The organism is Streptomyces sp. NPDC059256 (assembly GCF_042753785.1).
Lineage (GTDB): Bacteria > Actinomycetota > Actinomycetes > Streptomycetales > Streptomycetaceae > Streptomyces.
In genome coordinates, this window is record NZ_JBHYZO010000002.1 from 647,311 (window position 1) to 665,785 (window position 18,475).

Here is an 18,475-nt window from a genome sequence, read left to right on the forward strand (position 1 = left end):
GGACACCATGTCAGAGAACACTTCCCGCGCCTCGGAGGAAGGGGCCGATCGTGACCCCGGCCCGGCCGTCGATTCCGGCGCACCGGTGATCCTGAGTAACGAGACCGGCTCGTTCGCCTGGGGCGTCCTTGCCAAACGCCATCCGGCCCTGATCCAGCAGGTACGAGACGCCTTCCCGTACGGCCGCCGACAGCACGAAGCTCTCGACGCCCTCCTGGACGAGATCAGCGACGGCGTTGTCGAACCGCTCGACCCCTCGGCGCACGACTACGGGCAGTGGGCGGAATGGGGGCGGGAGCATTTCGGGCGACCGTGGTTCGACGCTCCGTTCCTGTGGGCGGAGAGCTACTTCTACCGGAGGCTTCTCGGTGCCGTCGCGTACTTCGGTACGGGTCCGTGGCAGGGAGTCGATCCCTTCGCCCCCTTCAAGCAGGCGGAACTGCGTACCGAGGCTGTGGACGAGGAACTCGGGGCGCTGGACGCACTCGCTGATGTGCCGACCGATGAGCGGGCCACTGCCCTGCTCCACGCTTCGCTCTGGGGCAACCGTGCTGACCTGGGCTTCCGTGTCACGGAGGGGAATCCGGCCCCCGGCGACGCAGCCGATGGTTTGGTCGTCGATGACAGCGCCGTGCTGTGGAAGCTGCTGCCAACCGGAGCGGGTTCCACTGTCGCGCTGGTGGCGGACAACGCGGGGCGAGAGCTGATCCCGGACCTGATCCTCATCGACCACCTCCTCGAACACCGGCACGCCAAGCGGGTCGTGCTCCACATCAAGCCCTCTCCGTACTACGTCTCCGACGCGATGACGGCGGACGTCGTCGACTGTCTCCGCCGCCTCACCCAGGCATTTGGAGAGGCCGGCAGGATCGGCGGCCGTCTCTGGAAGGCCGTAGCGACAGGCCACTTGGAGATCCGTACCCACCCGTTCTTCTGCGCGCCGCTGCCGTACGCGGAGATGCCGGACGATGTGCGCGAGGAGTTTGCGGCCGTCACGCTAACCATCTTGAAGGGCGACCTCAACTACCGTCGGCTTGTGGGTGACCGGATGTGGGACGCGAGGGCGCGGTTCGCGGATCTCACGGCGTACTTCCCCGGAGCTGTCGCGGCGTTCCGCACCCTGAAGTCAGACGTCGTCGTGGGGCTGGAGCAGAAGACGCTGGACGCTCTGGAACGGTCCGGCAGGGCTTGGCGCACGAGCGGCACTCATGCCCTGATCCAGGTTCGGCGGTAGCCTGATCCTCGCGCGTTTACTTGCTTATCGGCGCCTCACGCCACGAGCGGCCGGACGTGGTCTGCCGGCCTCTCGGTGCATCACTGAGTGTCTGCCTCCCGGTGGGATCCCAGCAGGAGGAAAGGGAGGAGAAGCACGAGGCGGCAGAGCGCGTGACATTGACGTCGGCACGGGGCGGCCTTCTCGTAGCGGTCGACGAGCTGGCCACTGTCCACGATCGGTACGACCGTCTTCGGTCGGACAAAGCCGGTAACTCCTGCGACTACTGCGTACTCCTCCGGGAGCAGTCAAGCGGTCAGTCCGCTTGAAGCTCCGCGGTGATCCGTTGAGCGACGTGCACACGCGTGGTTGGGGAGGCCCCCAGCCGTTACCGGCGCGGAGTGGAACGAGTGGTCGCACTCGTCGTTGACGCGGGGCCGGACTCGGTCCGGCGTTTACCCATCGGCCTTGCTGTCGTGGTTATGCGTGCCTGGGCGGCGCGGGCGCTGGGTGGCGGCCGGTGGGCGAGGCGGCGGATCCGCCAGGTGAGGACCTCCGCAGGGGAAACGGCGTCATCCAGGGTGCGCTGGTGGGTCGCGTTCTGGAGGAGGTGCCGCAGGTCATGTCCTGCGGTTTCGGCTTAAGAGAGAGCGGTGGCCAGGGCGGGCCAGGCGGGGTCGGTGAGGACCGTCTCCTCGTGATCGGGGACCATCGTTCGGATGTGCTGGGCCATCCCGTGCCGCCTTGTCCGTCGGTGGCCTGCGGTCGGCGAGGGCGGTCAGGGGCGCGGCGGCTGCTTGACTGTAGGTGGTTCGGAGGTGGCCCGGGGTCTGTTGGGCGGCTGTGACTTGCTGGTCGTGGTGGCGGAGCCGGTGCCAGCGGATGGTGGCGATGACGGCCAGGAGGGCCATGTCGAGGAACATCGCCAGTCCACTGCCGTCGTCGGCTGGTGCGGTCCGGGCGCGCACGGCTCCGCGCACAGTGGTCCTGCCTGAGTTCCTCCACACCGAGCTGCGCCGCCACATGGCCTGGTACGCGGAGAAGGAGGCCGATGGGCTGGTCTTCGTCGGAGAGAAGGGAGCACCCTTCCGTCGGTCCACCTTCGGCCGCACTTGGTGGGCGGCACGGGCCAAAGTCGGCATGGAGCCGAACTTCCGCTTCTACGACCTGAGGCACACCGGCTACACCCTGCTCGCCGAGACCGGGGCCAGCACGAGGGACCTCATGGTCCGGATGGGCCAGTCCTCGGTTCGGGCCGCGATGATCTACCAACACTCCACGGCCAAGCGGCAGAAGGAGCTCGCAGGCAAGCTCGATGACCGCGTGCGCACCGAGATCGGCCGCGCTCGGCCGAGCGGGGAAGTACCTGCCAGTGGTGCGCGAGTGGTGCGGCCTTCCTGATGACCCCGCCAAGCCGCCCAGAGCGTCGGATCAGCCGCGCTCCGGGCGGCTTCGCGCTGTCCGCGATCGGGATGTCGGAGACGGCGCTCTACCGGCGAGGCTGGCCCTGAACTGGGAGGTTTGGCGAGAGAGGCAGTGCCGACGCGCACTCACGGCCCCGTCCGCGGATGCCGGATTGCTGTGGCCGGGGTCACATGAAATCGATCTCGGAATGCGGGACGCCGGCGGAGAGAGCCGTCCACGGGAAGGCCCCGCACCTCGCCGGGGACGCTCTCTCGGTGCGTAGTGGTGCGTCAGAGGTGCGAGATCCTGGAATTGGTCTAGACAACAAGAAAGGCCCGGGTCTCTGACCAGGGCCTTCACAGACGGGTGACGAGAATCGAACTCGCGCTCTGAGCTTGGGAATCACCCTGCGCTTGGCGTAGCTCACCCCGCTGATCTGCGGATATGTGCGTCTCGGGGCTGGTTCCCCAGAGTGTAGCGATCCGCTGCAGACCGTTGTTCTCCGCTACTACTGGCACGTTGTGGCACGGCCGGTCGGTTCCGACCTCGGCTTGGTGTCCGCGAGCACTGGTATGGCCAGCTCCCACCCCACCGCGGTCCATGAGGAGACGGGTCGAGCCGATCGAACGGGTAGAGGGCCCTGTCCTCGTCTGCTGCCCACGTCGGCGGAGATTTCTGTTAACCCATGCAACTGAAGATCCTGTGATGGGGCCCTGGCTGCGAGTGCGTCGCTGACCGGGCATTATGCCTGTTTCTGTGTCTCGATAGCGGTCATGGAGTGGGGGGCGTTCCACTGTTCCACCTGAAGCATGCCGTGAGCACCGTGAATGCGCAGTTGGCTCGGGCGTGCTCCTCGTCGTACGGTCCGCACATCGGAAGCGCAACCAGCCCAACATCGGGGGGACATAGTGGAGTTGGCTCATGATGAACGGACCGGTCTTGTCACCCGAACCCAGATCGCAGACCGCGTCGGCGTTAGGCGCCCGGCCGTGTCCAACTGGGCTCGGCGGCACAAAGACTTTCCTACGCCGGTACGCTCCGGCGATACGGAGCTCTTCCACGAGGCCGAGATTGCGCGGTGGCTGGTGAACCGCACCATTCCACAACCGCAATTGCTCGACGGGGAGCAGCCGGGAACCACCTATGCCGATCGATTCGGGCGGACCGGCAGTGATCGAACGGGTGCGCAACCGAAAGTTTCAGGGAGCCGCGCTCAGCGCACCGGGGCTGAGGACAAGAAGGCCGTCGATCAGCTGATGGGAAGACTCGCGGACCGGGTCCGGGGACCGGCGACGATGGCGGATTTCGTAAATCTCTGCCTCATCGTGATGTACGTGCGGCATGCGGAGCCGGAGGAATGGCGCCGGATCGAGGGCGCTATGTCGGCAGGTCATGGCACCCGAGACGTTCAATGGCTGCTCCGCTCCCTCGGTGACATGGCCCAGGACACACTGCGCCGTAACGGCGACCGCACCGATATGCGGAGCAGCTTGTTGCAACTGGAACCGCGGAGCTTCGAGGACCTCACAACGGCAGTACGGACGGCGGCGGACACAGGTGTTGGCGCATTCCAGCTTGTGTGGGAGGCGTTCAGCGCCCGGGAGGGGCTGCAGAGCTCGGAGTTCTGTAGTCCGGTGGGCCTCGCCTCGTTGGCCGCGGAGCTACTGCTGACCTCAGGACAGAAGGCCACAGTGCTGGACCCGTACACAAGGGGCGGAGAGATGCTGGCGGCTGCCTACCGGCACATCGGGGACGCGCGTGGAACCGTGTACGGCGAGACCCTCGACGGTCGGCTCCAGGCGGTCGCGAGCCTGTACCTTCTTCACCTCGGCGTGTGGGCGAAGCTGACCAGCACCCGATCCGACCGATGGCCACCGCACCGTGAGCACAGCGCTGACGTTGTGCTGACCAATCCTCCCTTCAATATGAGTGACGCGCCCGGTCCCGGGCGCCGGACGGGAAACTGGACATACGGAGCCCCACCACGAGGCAATGACAATTTCGCCTGGGTCCAGTACATCCTCGACGCGCTGGTACCGGGCGGTCGAGCAGCGGTGGTCATGCCCGTGAAGGCGGGTAACTCGGTGAACACCGCTGAACGCGAGATCCGCCGCGCCCTCGTCGACAAGGGTGCTGTGGAGTGCGTCATCACACTGCCGTCCCACCTGTTCTCTGCGACGCCCGTGCCGGTTTCCCTGTGGTTGCTGCGACGGGCCGAACACCCCGTGCGAGAAGACATTCTGTTCGTCGATGCTCAGGAACTAGGGGTGAAAGTCGGGCGTCGGAGAGCGCTGCGGGACACGGATCGCGACGCGATCACGACGGTGGTCCGCCCATGGCTCGCCGGGGAGCAGTGTCCGGACGGTGAGGAGTACGCGGACCGCGCCGCCGACCGGGGCTTCGCGGCTGCCGTTGTGGCACGCGCGGACATCATCGATGAGGAGTGTTCACTGCGCCCCGCCGATTACCTGGGGGGTGGAAGTCACGGCACTGCTCCTGTCGCAGCCCGGCTGCGCGATGCCAGTGCCGAGGTAGCAGGGCATACGGAGCTGCTTCGCGTGCTGGAGTGGCGGGTGGTGGGACTGAAGGGCGGCTACCGCATGGGTTCGGGAGCCGACGACTGGCACGAGGCGGTTCTCAAAGACCTTTGTGAGATCCAGCCCGGTCCGTCGTACACCCGCCTTCCAGCAGGGGCACGCACGGCGGATGCCGGTATTCCGCTCGTCTTCCCGCAAGATCTCGCCGGAGGGGAGATCTTGCCGGAACCACGCAACCGCGTGCCGTGGAAAACGGCCGAGCGCTTCAAGAAGTTCGAATTGCTCCCGAACGACATTGTCTGCGTGCGTACCGGTGCGCAGCAACAACCCGCGCTGGTCTCTGGCCTGCAGGCCGGATGGTTGCTCAGTTCGAACGTTACGCGCCTACGCGTACGCCCGGGTGCCGAGATCGACCCTGCCTATCTCCATGCCTACCTTGGCCTCCGGCATGCGGGGGAGTGGATGTCCCACCGCGCCGCAGCCACGGCTGCCCCCTCAATCAGCTCTGCCGCTCTGGGGCACCTCCGCGTGCGCTTCCCGCCGATCGGGCTGCAGCGGCGGTGCGCGGACCTGCTCGGCGAGCTCGGTCAATGCGTCGAGGCCTACGCCTCGTACGCCTCTGCCCTGAGTCGGCTGCGCGCCGAACTCGCCGAGCATCTGCTGCACGGCTCGGTCGAGCCGCTGTGACTGCCTACCACCCACGGATTCCTTCTCCCCCTTCATCCGTGACTCCCGAATGGATCGAGTCGATGCCCGAACACTCAACCAGTTCTGTACGTACGTGGCACCTGTGGCTGGCGCTGTACGTCGCCAGCTCCCTGGTGGTCGGTCTCGCCGTCAGCCTGGTGGTCTCCGGTCGGGCGCTGACACCACTGCTGTCCTTCTGACAGGGGGAGGCGGCTTCGCGACATCTTTTTGCCCTGTGTCTGGCCCTGCCCGCGGCCCTGCGTGAACTCAAGAGGCAGGACTGACCCGGATCACCCGTCTGCACGGCTGAGTGCGGTCGACGGCGACGCCGCCCCACCCGTAAGGCGCTGCCGCGCATCATGGCTGCGGGCCGCCGCGTTCGGGCTCGCCATGATCGCGTCGGCCGCCAGATCTGCGTTGAGAGTCGTCGTCGCGGTCGTCGCGGTCAACCTCTCCGATCGCGGGGGAGATAGGCGGGGCGACGAAGGGGAGTAGCGCCTCTCCGGGCACGCGCTTCGCCACCCTGCAACGACAGGGCCTCTGGCCAGCGTCCAGGTCAGAGGCCCTGCGCCGTGTCGACAGTGCTCTGCCGCACGTGGCCTGCGAGGGAAGCTTCTGACGGGCATTCGGCGCTACCGCCTTCCCGCCTACTGCTTACCCGGCGGGGGTCCCGTACTAGCCGGAGTTGTTGTCTGTCATCGACTTTGCGCGTGACTTCCCAGAGCCTGCCGGAGCCAGGCCGTGGGTAGAGAGCCTTCCGCCGAAAGGCAGTTTGCCACCGCGGATCAGGTTGACACGCCCGCCGGGGCCGCGCTGGCAGCACATGGTCTACCTCGACGGTGACAGGACTCGAACTCGCGCTGTAGTTGCGGGAATCAACGTCGACTGGCTGCGCGCAGCGCTGCGGGACCCGCCCGTTCCCTCCTCAGGAGGCGCCGTATGCGCGCTTTGAGCGCCTCTGTTGACCGCTGGTTCCTGCCTTGAAGTGCACGGTGGAGCCTGCATCACGCATACGTCATACGAAGTGAATCCCGAGGCACACCGCTCACCTCTCACCACCATCGCCGGGGATGCCCACGAGGGCGTTTAGCGGGCTCAACTAAGATCGGTCAAGTCGTCAGATCTGTCGCGATCGAACCCTCTTACCTGGCCGGCTGCAACCCCTACACATTGCGTCAGCCACACCGGCAAGCGTTGCCCACGCGGAATCGAACCAGGCCAGATTGCACATGTGTACGCTCATTACCCGTGGGTTGCGAGTCAGTGATAGGGCGAGCGGACTGAGGGGGGCGTATGTCGCTGCGCGATCTCGCACGGGACGAGATATTCGCGTCCATGTCTCATCCCGAGCGGTTGGCAGCATTCCGCTCTGCGCGTCTCTACTTCCAACGCCCACGCGAGCCAGGATTCTTGGTCTGCGAAACGGAAGAGGGTCCGGTGGTTCCGGTCTTCACCTCCTGTGAAGCACTCGGGCTGTTCGCGGGGCCCTGCGGGTGGGCGTCCACGACCGTCGCGGACTTGGTGGAGCTACTGCCACACGGCGTACGCGCGTTGGTGGATCCGCTGGGCCCACGGACGTTCGTGCTGGACTCGGCAGTATTCGAGACCACGGACACGCAGGGGGAACGCAATGACGGAGCCTGACACGGGAGAGCCGGGCTGGGGCCCGGGCGACGGCTACAAGATTGAGATCGCCTCGGTGCGCAAGGTGCTTACGCCGCTGGAGGAGTCCGTGGTAGCCGCGCGCCAGATCAAGCGTGACTGGAGCGCGATGTCCGAGCAGATCATGAACTCGGCCGACTTCGACATCTACTCCTCGACCGAGAAGATGCTCTCGGCATGGGGCTTCGGCATGGGACGGGTGGCTGAGCACACGGACACGGTGGTGGAGACGCTTCGGCAAGTCCTCGCCGCTTACGTGCTGGCCGATCTGCTGCGCATCAAGGACTTCTCGCCGACCGCGGCGAACATTGCCAAGCTGCCCTTCGGCGAACACGGGCTGAAGGCGTGGCAGGAGGGATCCAGGCCGAAGTTCGATCCGCCACCCGAGATCTATCAGGAGCCGTGGCTGGACGACGGCGACACCGGTAGCTACCAGGATGTTCCCCACAGACCCCGCCTTCGGGTCGACGGCGGCTGGGAAGTTGACGGTGGGTCGAAGTCGAAGGGACCGGTCATATGACGAGCCGCGATGCGATGGAGGGCGGCGCAGCCGAACGTATACCTCCCCATGCCAAGCCCGGCGACGTCATTTACGGCAACTCGGCGGATGTCGATGATCTTGCTCTCAAGCTCCGCTCCTATGCAGACGCGTTCAAGGACGGAATGGACAAGCTGGTCACCCTGTCCTTGATGGACTGGACCGGGGAGGGCGCGGAGGGGTTCAAGGGCGCGACTCAGAAACTTCCCCGGGAACTGGAGTCCGCGCAGAGATACTTCGAGATATCCGCGAACGCCCTGGACTCCTATGCCTACAAACTGCGCTCGGTCCATATGCGCGTCAGGCCGATCATCGACGACGCGGACCAGGCACGCGCGACCTCCAAGAGCTACTGGAAGCGCGTCACGGAGTACAACGCCGCCTTGGATCGTCAAGCTGATCCACTGCCGGAGCGTCCGCCGGACGACGATCCTGGTCTCGCCGCGCTGAAGGACTGCTACGACCGCTTGGACAAGTTGGAGGCCGAGCTTCAGACCGTTGTCGATGCGGCCAAGAGGCAACTCAGCACGGTGGCGGAGCAGGCTCCCGACAAGCCTCCGCCCCGAAAGGGGTGGGACAAGTTCGAGAAGGGCCTCGGTGACTTCTTCGACGGCGCGGGCGACACCACACGCGGCTGGTACGACGGCCTCGATGACCTCGTCCGTGACGGGACTGATGGCATAGGTCTGCACTTGGCGGGCATGGTTGACGGGGCCTCCTATGCTGCCCAGCACCCTCAGGAGTTCGCCAAGGCCGTCGTCAACTGGGAGGAATGGCAGCGCAACCCCGCCCGCGCGGCAGGTCAGCTCACCCCCGAACTCCTCCTGGCCCTCGCCAGCGGCGGTGCCGGCGCGATGCGGCGCGGTGCCTCCACGGCTGCGGACGCTGCCCAGCGTCTCCGTAGCCGGGAGCATGGCCTGCGCCGGGACGGCAGTGCCCGCGAGCGGACGGACAGTGATCCGGACAGGAACACCACGCCCAACGAGGAGCGTCCCACGGCCGGTGAGCCGATCGACGTGGCGACCGGCGAGATGGTCATGTCCGCCATCGACGTCACCCTGCCCGGGGCCCTGCCGGTGGTCCTGGAACGGCACTACGTGTCGGGGCATCCGTGCGGGGGTTGGTTCGGTCCCACTTGGGCGGGCACGCTCGACCAGCGTCTGGAGATCGACGGGGCAGGTGTCGTCTACATCGCGGACGACGGCATGCTGCTGACGTATCCGGTCCCGACACCCGACGTGGCGACATTACCCACCTCAGGCCCTCGTTGGCCGCTGTACTGGGACGGCAAGCCCGACGGTGCCTTCCGTATCGTCATCCCAGATCGGAATCGAACCCTCCATTTTGCCCCGCTGCCCGTGGGCGGCCGGGACGTGGCTCTGACGGCGATCACAGACCGGACAGGCAACGGCGACCGCATCGACATCGCCTACGACACCCAGGGTGCGCCGAAGGAGATCACGCACTCGGGTGGCTACCGGATCGCCGTAGACACCGATCCCCAACTGCTGCGGGTTGTCGCCCTGCGTCTCCTGCACGGCGCAAAGCGAGAACACAGCACCACCCTCACTTCCTACGCCTACGACGCCGCGGGCAACCTGTCCGAAGTCGTCAACTCCACTGGCATCGCGCTGCGTTACCAGTATGACGCGAAGCATCGCGTGACGTCGTGGACGGACCGCAACGGTACGTCGTACGGCTATGTCTACGACCACCGAGGGCGTGTACTGCGCGGCATCGGCCCAGACGGCATCCTGTCGGGCCGGATGCACTACGACACGGCTGCCCGAACTTCCCGCTACACGGATTCACAGGGCAACACCACCGTTTACGTCTGCAATGAGGCGTACAAGATCATCGAATACACGGACCCGCTGGGGAACTCGACCCGCACGGAGTGGGACGAGACCAACCGGCACCCCATCGCCGTCACCGACCCTCTGGGCCGCAACACACGCTACCGCTACGACAACCAGGGGCGGTTGATCGCCGTCGAACGTCCCGACGGTACCGTGGCCGAGACCATCTACGACGACCGCGGCCTGCCGTTGGAGACGCGCGCACCGGGCGGCGCGGTTTGGTATCACTCCTATGACGCCCGTGGGGCCCACACGTCCACCACCGACCCCAGCGGCGCTGTCACGCAATACGGCTACAACAGTTCGGGCCACCTCACCTCCGTCACGGACCCTCTGGGCCACACCACCCAGATCACCACGAACGCGGCGGGTCTCCCGGTTGAGACAACCGATCCTCTGGGTCGCACCAGCCGCATGCGCCGTGGACCGCACGGCCAGGTCACCGCCGTCACCGACGTCCTGGGCCGAACCACGCGTCACGGCTGGACGATTGAGGGCATGCCCGCCTGGCGCGAAGGGCCCGACGGCACCCGCGAAGAGTGGCAGTGGGATAGCGAAGGCAATCTCGTCCTTCATGTCGACGAGGCCGGGCACACCACCACCCACACCTATACCTACTTTGACCAGCCCGCCACGAGGACCGACCCCGACGGCGCGCACTATGCCTTTGCCTACGACACCGAGCTGCGTCTGACCGCGGTCACGAACCCGCAGGGTAGAAAGTGGCATTACACGTACGATGCGGCAGGACGCCTGGTCGCGGAGACAGACTTCGACGGCGCCACACGCACGTACGAACGCGATGCGACAGGCCGCCTGACAGCACAGACGAACGCGCTGGGTCAAACGCTGCGTTTCACGCTCGACGCGGTCGGGCGCATGATCACCCAGCGCGACGAGACCACCGGTGACGTGACGACCTACGCATACGACGCGAGCGGCGCTCTGCTCCACGCGGCCAACGCGGACACGGAACTGACCCGGGAACACGACGCGGTCGGTCGTGTCATCTCAGAAACAGTGAACGGCCGCATCAACGTCTACGCGTACGACGCCATGGGCCGCCGCACCCGGCGCACCACCCCCTCCGGCGCGCGCTCGGAGTGGGTTCACGACCCGGTTGGTCGGCCTACCGTTCTCAGCAGCGGCGACGGATCCATTGCCTTCGTCTATGACGCCGCGGGCCGCGAGACGGAACGGCGCGTTGGCGACAACACCACCCTCACGCAGACTTGGGACAACGGCGACCGCCTCACCACGCAGACCCTCGCCACTCACCACGAGACCGAATCGGACCGAATCCTCCAACAGCGCACCTACGCGTACCGCACCGACGGATACCTCACCGAGATACGCGAACTGACCACCGGATCACGGCATTTCACCCTGGACCCCATGGGTCGTGTGACGAGCGTCCAGGCACATGGCTGGAGTGAGAAGTACGCGTACGACAGGGCAGGCAACCAGACCCACGCCGACGCGCCGTACCACCCCGCGACCGGAGACCGGAGGTATGAGGGCACCGCTATCCGCCGGGCGGGCCGCACCACCTATGAACACGACCCGGCTGGGCGGTTGATCCGCAAGACCCGCAAACTCCTCAACGGCCAGACCCGCACCTGGACGTACACCTGGAACACGGAGAATCGCCTCACCAGAGCCACCACCCCGGACGGCGAGGAATGGACTTACGCCTACGACCCTCTGGGCCGCCGCATCTCCAAAATGAGCCCGAACGGAACCGCCCTCACCTTCACCTGGGAGGGCACTTGCCTGGTCGAGCAGCTCGCCTCGGACGGCACGGCGACAACATGGGACTACGCGCCTGGGACCCACCGGCTGGTATCCCAATCCACGCGCCAGACGATCGAAGCCGTGCCCGAGGCAGACCACTCAATACATGGTTTTGCCGACACCACCTCCCAGTCCGAGTTCGACGCCCGCTTCCTCGCGATCGTTACGGACCTAGTTGGCACGCCCGTCGAGCTGGTCACTTCCGACGGCACTCTCGCCTGGCAATCCCGCACCACCCTCTGGGGCACCCCCCTTCCCGCTATAGGGGGCGGGGTGGGCTGCCCGCTTCGCTTTCCCGGCCAGTACGCGGACGAGGAAACCGGTCTTCACTACAACTACTTCCGGCACTACGATCCAGAGACCGCCCGCTACACCACACCGGACCCACTCGGGTTGGTTCCAGCCCCCAACGCGGTGGCGTATGTTCGTAACCCTCATAGCTGGGCTGACCACCTGGGGCTTGCTGGGGAGCCAGAGTGGGCCAATCCTGATGAACTCAACTTCTCCCAACGCACCGTATCCCCGAACGACTACGTGGAGAAGATGCGCTCTGGGGAGTGGGATTGGCGCCGTCCCGGTACAGCGCTGAAGGTCATGGAAGTAGACGGCCAGCTGGTGTCGTACGACAACCGAAGGCTTGATGCAGCGCGCGAAGTGGGGAGGCCGGTAATTATTGAGCGCGTAGACCCGAACGCGGTTCACCCTGATTCGACCACTGGACGGACATGGGCGGAGCAATTCAGAAGGCGCATGAATTCTCCGCGGAACAGAAATGAACTAGGTGAGCCAGTTCCCCCGACTGGACTCCAGGAGAGGCCCGAGCATGTGCGCAATGGGAAATGTAAGAAGTAATGACTGATATCGAACGCCTATGGGAAGAGTTTGAGCTTCCCATCAAGGACGCACTCCACTTCGGCGACGGGCATTCTTACAGTGTCGCCCTCGACCCCGCCGTGCCTGGAGGGTTCACGGTGTTGGCCCCTTTCGATCTCAATGAGATGCTGGAAAGTGATCCTTCCTGGGTTTCTTCGGTAGATGGAATCTCCGCTGTGGACCTAGGAGAGAAGGGGCTGCTGTGGGGCGGCGAGGGTTCGTACGGGTCGGAGGGGTTCATCGCACGTTTGACCGTTGAACGTGCGCTCATTTGGGCGATGTTCTTCACGGAATCCAATCCCTTTGATCGGATTCATCTGTCGGGGAACGTCGCCACCTTCAGCTCGACGTCAGGGTTGTGGATCGCGGTCGACATCGACGATCCGCGAAATCCGGTCTCTGCACCCGCAACGAACCGTACGACGTAAGGGGCATTTCCCGAAGCCTGATGGCCCGGGGGACGGTTGCCAGCTGCCCCGGCCCCGAGGGCAAGTCAGAGAGCGCACGCGAGAGCGCGGTGCGGGTTCCGGGGTAGTGGCAGGGCGCGGAGGAGGGCCTCAGCCACGGCATTACGGTGCACGACTTCGCCGCCCACGCGGCAGCTGTCGCCGGACGCCGGATTCAATCGCGCTGGTCGGCGGCCTTGCGGGGGTAACTGCTACTGACATCCGCGCGGCGAGCTAGGAGGGTTGTCATGCGGACTCCGACTCTGAACCTTGTTCGTGGCGTTGTACGGCGTCTACCTGCGCGCGGGATGGAACCAGTACTTGGTGGGTCTGACTTGTTTGTTGCGCTCGAGCTCGGCGACGTTGCGAATGACTGGGATCTGACAGTCGACGCTCCGGAGGGCCCTGCGAGCGAGGCACTGGAGGAGGGAGGATTCCGGTTCTCACTCGAACGCGGAGCGACAGCGCCGAGATGGCGGCGGGACTGGACGCCAAGATCAAGGCTGAGCGGGAGAAGGCTGCTGCCGTGCCCGATGACCAGCCATCGGGCACGCAACGGGCACGCGACGCCTGATGTGGTCTAGACAACAAGAAAGGCCCCGGTCTCCGACCTGGGCCTTCTTCATGGAGCGGGTGACGAGAATCGAACTCGCGCTCTGAGCTTGGGAATCACTGATCGTTTGTGTACGAACTAGGTTCTGACCTGCGGAAACGGCGTCTCGGTGGCTCCGCTCGACGGTGGTCGCATACCCCGTACTGACTGCTGTTGACCGGCGTTTCTGGTGCACAGCTGGTGCGCGGTAGCGCGGCCCGCTGCGCTGTCCCGGACCTCCGGTACGGCTCCGGGGAGGGCGATTCGGTACGGAGCGCTCGGTCATGTACTCCTCAGCGCATCGCATGGCGGGCCTCGTCCGCGAATAGTCGTCCACACTCCTCAACCGTAAGGAGCTGGCGAGGACCAGCCGCCAGTTGTGTTGTGACTATGGATCAGTCGGCTTACAGCGATTCTCATCGGAGCGTTTGAAGAGGTAGTAACCGACCGTTCGTCCCTTGATCGCAACGTTCTGGCCGGAGGACATGAACTTGTCGCGGCTCAGCTGCTCCTGCTCAACGAAGACGAACGATCCGTTGACCAGTTCCCACCCCTCCCTGCAAACGGCGTTGAGAACGACAACTGGGTCGTTGGTGCTCTGCGCTGTGGTGCTGCCAACCATCTTGATGATGATGGCCTGTTGACTCATAACGTCAATTGAACACTGGTATACAAGATCGCCGCGCTCGAACGACTGACGAGCCTGTCCCACCGGCGTGCTCATGAACGCCTGTCGTTCGCGTTCGAGTTGATTAGCGCGCCGCTTCTCTTCGGCTACCTGCTGCTTCCGTTCCTTCTCCGCAACTGCTTGAGCCTGCTGCTCAGGAGTCTTCTTCGAGATCAGTGCCACGTCCACCCCCGGAGTGTGATGCCAGGCACGCTATCGCTCCAAGGTGGGCCGTGGGAGCAGGATGCGTTCACTCCGCAGGCGTAGCGAGTGCCCAGCTCTGGCGAGACAACCTGTACGCCGCGTATTCGCTGCTCGCCCGTCCACTGCTGTTCGTCGGCGTTGTCACGCGATTAGACACTCACTCGGTGGAGGCAGCCGTGCGCTGCTTGTCCTCGATGTCGAGGCGTCGCATCAGGAAGCTGGCGAAGGTCAGCATCTCGTCGGCCTCGTCGCGGGCGTCTATTTCGTCAGGGCCGTGCATGCGAGGATTGCGCAGTGCTCCCATCGCGCCCTTAAATAGAAACTGCATGCCGTTCTGCTCACTCTCCAGCGAACCGCCCGTGGACCGGGTCACCGTGATCTTTGGGGGACTCGGCTTGTTGCCGAAGGCGATGCCCATCAGCCTCTCACCGACCTCGGTGGTGCCGACCAGGTTCTGCACGCGATGCTCCACCGCCTGTAGGGCACTCCTGACCGCGTCGTAGTAGAAGCCTCCGCTGTACCGCTCGGCGGCGACCTCTGCGATCAGCGGATGCAACATGCAGGTGATCTCCATGGCATCCGTTGACTGCTCGCCCTCTGAGACGACCGGGACGGCTGTCAGTCTCGGATCGAAGGTGGGATCTGGGCTTTGTCCGAAGAGCGTGTTGTCAGCGTTAACCCGGGCTGGCCCCAGCATCTGCTCACGAATGCGCCAGTACTCATCCAGTCGATGCACGTCCGCGAACGGTCGAATGTCCCGGTCGTAGCGAAGCGTCCAGTCGAGATTGTCCAGGTTGTGCCCGCCGCCGCGGAAGCAGGGCTCGTGCAGCGCGAGCGCGAAGCCCACGAACCTGCTCTTCTTGGTCAGCAACGTCAGATCGACGTCATCCACTGGAGGCGCTAGGTCATCGGGCCGCAGCTCTGGCAGATCACCAGGTTCCTTGGGCTGATAGCGGGGCTCGATCCAGGCCGCTGTCCGCACCAAGACGAGGACGCTGTTGACAGCAATATCAGTGTTGGCGCAGTTCGCAGCGCCAGCGACCGTCAGAGACAGCTCCGTCGAGCCTTGCGGCAACCGCCACAGGCCAGCGTCTACGCCCCGCAAAAGTGCAGGGCACAGTTGTTGCACAACCTCTTCGAACTTCAGGCCCCGGGCATACAGCTTCCGATCGACGTAGTCGAAGGTCGGCCAGCGAAGGGAGCCGCAAAAGTGCTGCCAGACCACGTCAAGAAGAACATGGCCATCCTCCCCGGTGGGCCGCGGCATGCCCTCTGGCGCAATGGTCGGAACGATCACGTGCTGTCCCCCAGCGTCCGAGCCTGAACCTGCTCGCAGGTTACTACTGTGCTACTGCTTCTTAGGATCGGATGATCAGAGCAGCCGTGTATTCGCATCGCCTGCCGCAAGTCCTGATGCTCGGAGTCCAGCAGGTTGCCTCTTGCGGTCGAGAACTGCATCAAGAACATGCTGACATCGAAGCCACATCGGTCACTGATGGTAGCCAAGTGGTCAATCCTGGTCGATCCCGGTCCAGCCCCCACGCTCTCCGCAGATAGCCGCTAAGAAGAGTTCAGCATTCTTACTAAATGGAGGCTGGGATGGGTGACCAGGGGGATCGGATCAATGAACTGCGCCTGCGTAGGCTCAAGCTGCTGGAGGAGCACTACAAGGAGGTAGGCAGGCTCCGGGAGGATCTACACGCAAGCTTGCGAGAAATTGACCTCAAGATCGCCAAGGTTGGTAACCAGGATGCCAAGTTGCCTTGCCTGGTCCGATGTACGCCTGGGCCGCAGCTCACGATCTATCACGCAGCGGATGCCGCATGTGGACGCGTGCATGACCGGCGGAACTTTCGAAAGCTGCCTGAGGTGGATGCACGCGATGCGTCTCCATACATGTGGCTTGGGCGCTGTAGCGCCTGTGATTGGAGTCGCGCTGCGCGGTTGCATGGCAAGCGCCTGCTGGATGATTGAGACTCCCAGCTGAACCTTGGCGCGGTCGGTGGAGCGGCTTTGGGCGGGAGCTGCCATGGGGCGAGAGGTCGGGGCCCGTAAGCTTCCGGCGAATCGGGCAGTCACTGGACCTGCCCGCAATAGTCCGATGTGGGCCCCGATCTTCGAGGCTCGCCCCATGGTGGCTGCCTAAAGCCGCGGAACCGACCGCCCCAGCCACAACGGGGTTCACCCACCACCCTCGGCGCGGCCCGGCGGGGCCGGGACCGGAGCGGGGCGGAGACAGGAGCGGCGGGCCCGGCTGGAGCCGGGGCCGCGCGCGGCGAGCGGAGCGAGGCGCCTTGAAACCGTAGAGAAAGTTGTTACTCACTGAGTCCATGGATGCTCGGTGTACTGGTCTGTGCAGGCTGGGAGGTTGCCGGTCTGGCGGTGGGCCAGGTGGAGGAAGTGCACTGGTCTGGCGGTCCATTGGATCGTGGTGGTGGCCTGGGTGACCGTGAAGGCAATCGGTTGGCCAGAGTTGAGGGTCAAGACGGTGTTGCGGTACTCCAGCGTGAGCCAGTCGAGTACCTGTTGGAACGGCTCTGGGTCCAGTGCCGGGACGATCGTGCGTACCGCGGTTCTGATCCAGCGGACGGCCTCCACTGCACTGTCGGTTTCGAGTGAGCCGACCAGTACGGGTGTCATGGCGGTAGTGGTGTGGGTCTGGCATTCGGACCAGAAGCCGGGGGTGACGAGTCGCGCGGTCATCGGGTCGTTCCTGTGGGGCGGGCGGAGAGTACGTACCGTGCGGTGTCGTCGTGGAGGGTGAGGGTGTACATCTCGCCTTCGGCCAGGGAAGTTCGGGCGCGCTCGTGCTCGGTGTGGTCGGTGAGCCAGTGGCGGCCGGGGGCGGCGTAGTGGGGATCGAGCTGGTCAGTGACATCGCGGACCCGGCGGGTGAACCACCGCAAGGCCAGGCGGGGGCTGCGGGCCATATAGGAGCCGAGCCAGCAGGTGTTGCCACCGGTCGTGGGTTGGGCGGTTGCCTCGCACCAATAGGTGGGGCGGCTTGGTAAGGCTGATACGGGCGTCACCATGGGTGGCCCTCCGGCTGGTCCGTTCGGAGTTCCGCGGTGACGGTGTGGCCGTGGCCGGTGCTGTGGATGGCGACTCTGTCGGCGAGCGTGGTGACCATGTCGAGCCCTCGGCCGCTGACCGCCATGTCATCGGCGCACGTCACCATCGGGACGGTGCTACTGCTCCCCGCGTCGGCCACTGATACGAAGACGGCGTGCTCGGCGAGCGCGAGTGTGATGTGGAAGGCGCCGTTCTTCTCGCCGCTGGCCGTGTGCCGGAGTGCGTTGGCGCTGAGCTCCGTGACGATCACTGCGACGTCTTCCGTGCTCGGGTGGCCGTTGAGGATGTCGCGGGTCCAGCGCCTGGCCCGGCTCACCTCCTCCCGGAATCCTGGACAAGTGAGGCCCCAGACTCGGATTTCACTCATATACTCGTGCATACAAGTTCCTTTATGCTGGTGGGCGGCTATGGACCGATGGTTTGTACTAGATGAGTCGCACGCCGTCGTGGGCTCGAACGGCAGGCGGGGTCATGGTGTCGAGTGCGTCTTGGACTCGGATCGCGTACGCCTCGTCGGCCAGTTCGGCCGCCTCGTCGCGGGTGACCCAACGCAAGGCCCTGGTCTCGTCACCGGTGGTCGGCTGGCCCTCGATGGCGCGGCAGCGGAAGACGAGCGAGACGATCAGACCCGTCATGTTCTTGTAGATGCCGGTCAGGGTCGCGGGAAGCTCGATCTTGATGCCGGTCTCTTCCAGCACCTCCCGCTGAAGCGCCTCGGGCAGGGTCTCCCCGGCTTCGACCACTCCGCCGGGCGGCTCCCAGTGCCCGTTGTCGCGTCGCTTGATCAGCAGGGCGCGACCGTGGTCGTCCACGATCACCCCGGCGACGCTCACGGAGTGGGGGCGTTCGGCAGCAGTCACGTTCGGCGTTCCTCGTCCCGGCGGGCTGGCTAGGCTGCTCACCGTAGCAACAGCACTCAGCCTCTTG

14 protein-coding genes are annotated in these 18,475 nt (G+C 65.1%); 8 read left to right on the forward strand and 6 right to left on the reverse strand.

What is annotated here, in order from left to right; all coding sequences use genetic code 11:
• Positions 1-7 precede the first annotated feature (7 nt).
• The 8 genes from ACFXJL_RS07305 to ACFXJL_RS07340 all read left to right on the forward strand — a co-directional run bounded on the left by ACFXJL_RS07305 (position 8) and on the right by ACFXJL_RS07340 (position 12,995).
• On the forward strand, positions 8-1,234 hold the full coding sequence (locus ACFXJL_RS07305; RefSeq protein ID WP_384690064.1) for a damage-control phosphatase ARMT1 family protein: 1,227 nt from the start codon (positions 8-10) through the stop codon (positions 1,232-1,234).
• Positions 1,235-2,122: 888 nt separating this feature from the next.
• Entirely contained in the window at positions 2,123-2,614 is a 492-nt protein-coding gene (locus tag ACFXJL_RS07310; protein ID WP_384690067.1) for a tyrosine-type recombinase/integrase, read from the forward strand.
• A 992-nt stretch (positions 2,615-3,606) separates the two neighbouring features.
• Entirely contained in the window at positions 3,607-5,841 is a 2,235-nt protein-coding gene (locus ACFXJL_RS07315; protein WP_384690069.1) for an N-6 DNA methylase, read from the forward strand.
• 62 nt (positions 5,842-5,903) lie between these two features.
• Positions 5,904-6,041, forward strand: a complete 138-nt coding sequence (locus ACFXJL_RS07320; RefSeq protein WP_358876736.1) for a hypothetical protein — start codon at positions 5,904-5,906, stop codon at positions 6,039-6,041.
• A gap of 1,135 nt (positions 6,042-7,176) precedes the next feature.
• Complete coding sequence (locus tag ACFXJL_RS07325) at positions 7,177-7,485, forward strand: SseB family protein (protein ID WP_384690073.1); 309 nt, start codon at positions 7,177-7,179, stop codon at positions 7,483-7,485.
• A complete protein-coding gene (locus ACFXJL_RS07330) occupies positions 7,472-8,023 on the forward strand; it encodes a hypothetical protein (RefSeq protein ID WP_358876734.1) in 552 nt (183 codons plus the stop codon). The genes ACFXJL_RS07325 and ACFXJL_RS07330 overlap by 14 nt, the downstream gene beginning before the upstream one ends.
• Positions 8,020-12,546 (forward strand): DUF6531 domain-containing protein, encoded by a 4,527-nt coding sequence (locus tag ACFXJL_RS07335; RefSeq protein ID WP_384690076.1) that lies wholly within the window; start codon positions 8,020-8,022, stop codon positions 12,544-12,546. Before ACFXJL_RS07330 ends, ACFXJL_RS07335 begins: the two co-directional genes overlap by 4 nt.
• Positions 12,546-12,995, forward strand: coding sequence for a hypothetical protein (locus ACFXJL_RS07340; RefSeq protein ID WP_384690078.1), 450 nt, complete (start codon positions 12,546-12,548; stop codon positions 12,993-12,995). Before ACFXJL_RS07335 ends, ACFXJL_RS07340 begins: the two co-directional genes overlap by 1 nt.
• Before the next feature lie 998 nt (positions 12,996-13,993).
• Here the strand turns inward: ACFXJL_RS07340 and ACFXJL_RS07345 are convergent.
• The 6 genes from ACFXJL_RS07345 to ACFXJL_RS07370 all read right to left on the reverse strand — a co-directional run bounded on the left by ACFXJL_RS07345 (position 13,994) and on the right by ACFXJL_RS07370 (position 18,381).
• Complete coding sequence (locus ACFXJL_RS07345; protein ID WP_384690081.1) at positions 13,994-14,461, reverse strand: hypothetical protein; 468 nt, start codon at positions 14,459-14,461, stop codon at positions 13,994-13,996.
• Between the two features lie 172 nt (positions 14,462-14,633).
• The gene (locus tag ACFXJL_RS07350; RefSeq protein WP_384690084.1) at positions 14,634-15,773 is read right to left on the reverse strand and encodes a TIGR02391 family protein; all 1,140 of its coding nucleotides are present in this window, start codon (positions 15,771-15,773) and stop codon (positions 14,634-14,636) included.
• A 1,022-nt stretch (positions 15,774-16,795) separates the two neighbouring features.
• Positions 16,796-17,179, reverse strand: coding sequence for a hypothetical protein (locus tag ACFXJL_RS07355; RefSeq protein WP_384690087.1), 384 nt, complete (start codon positions 17,177-17,179; stop codon positions 16,796-16,798).
• A complete protein-coding gene (locus ACFXJL_RS07360; protein WP_384690089.1) occupies positions 17,176-17,508 on the reverse strand; it encodes a hypothetical protein in 333 nt (110 codons plus the stop codon). The genes ACFXJL_RS07355 and ACFXJL_RS07360 overlap by 4 nt, the downstream gene beginning before the upstream one ends.
• Entirely contained in the window at positions 17,502-17,927 is a 426-nt protein-coding gene (locus ACFXJL_RS07365) for an ATP-binding protein (protein WP_384690092.1), read from the reverse strand. Before ACFXJL_RS07365 ends, ACFXJL_RS07360 begins: the two co-directional genes overlap by 7 nt.
• 46 nt (positions 17,928-17,973) lie before the next feature.
• Positions 17,974-18,381, reverse strand: coding sequence for an NUDIX hydrolase (locus tag ACFXJL_RS07370; protein WP_384636808.1), 408 nt, complete (start codon positions 18,379-18,381; stop codon positions 17,974-17,976).
• Positions 18,382-18,475: the final 94 nt, after the last annotated feature.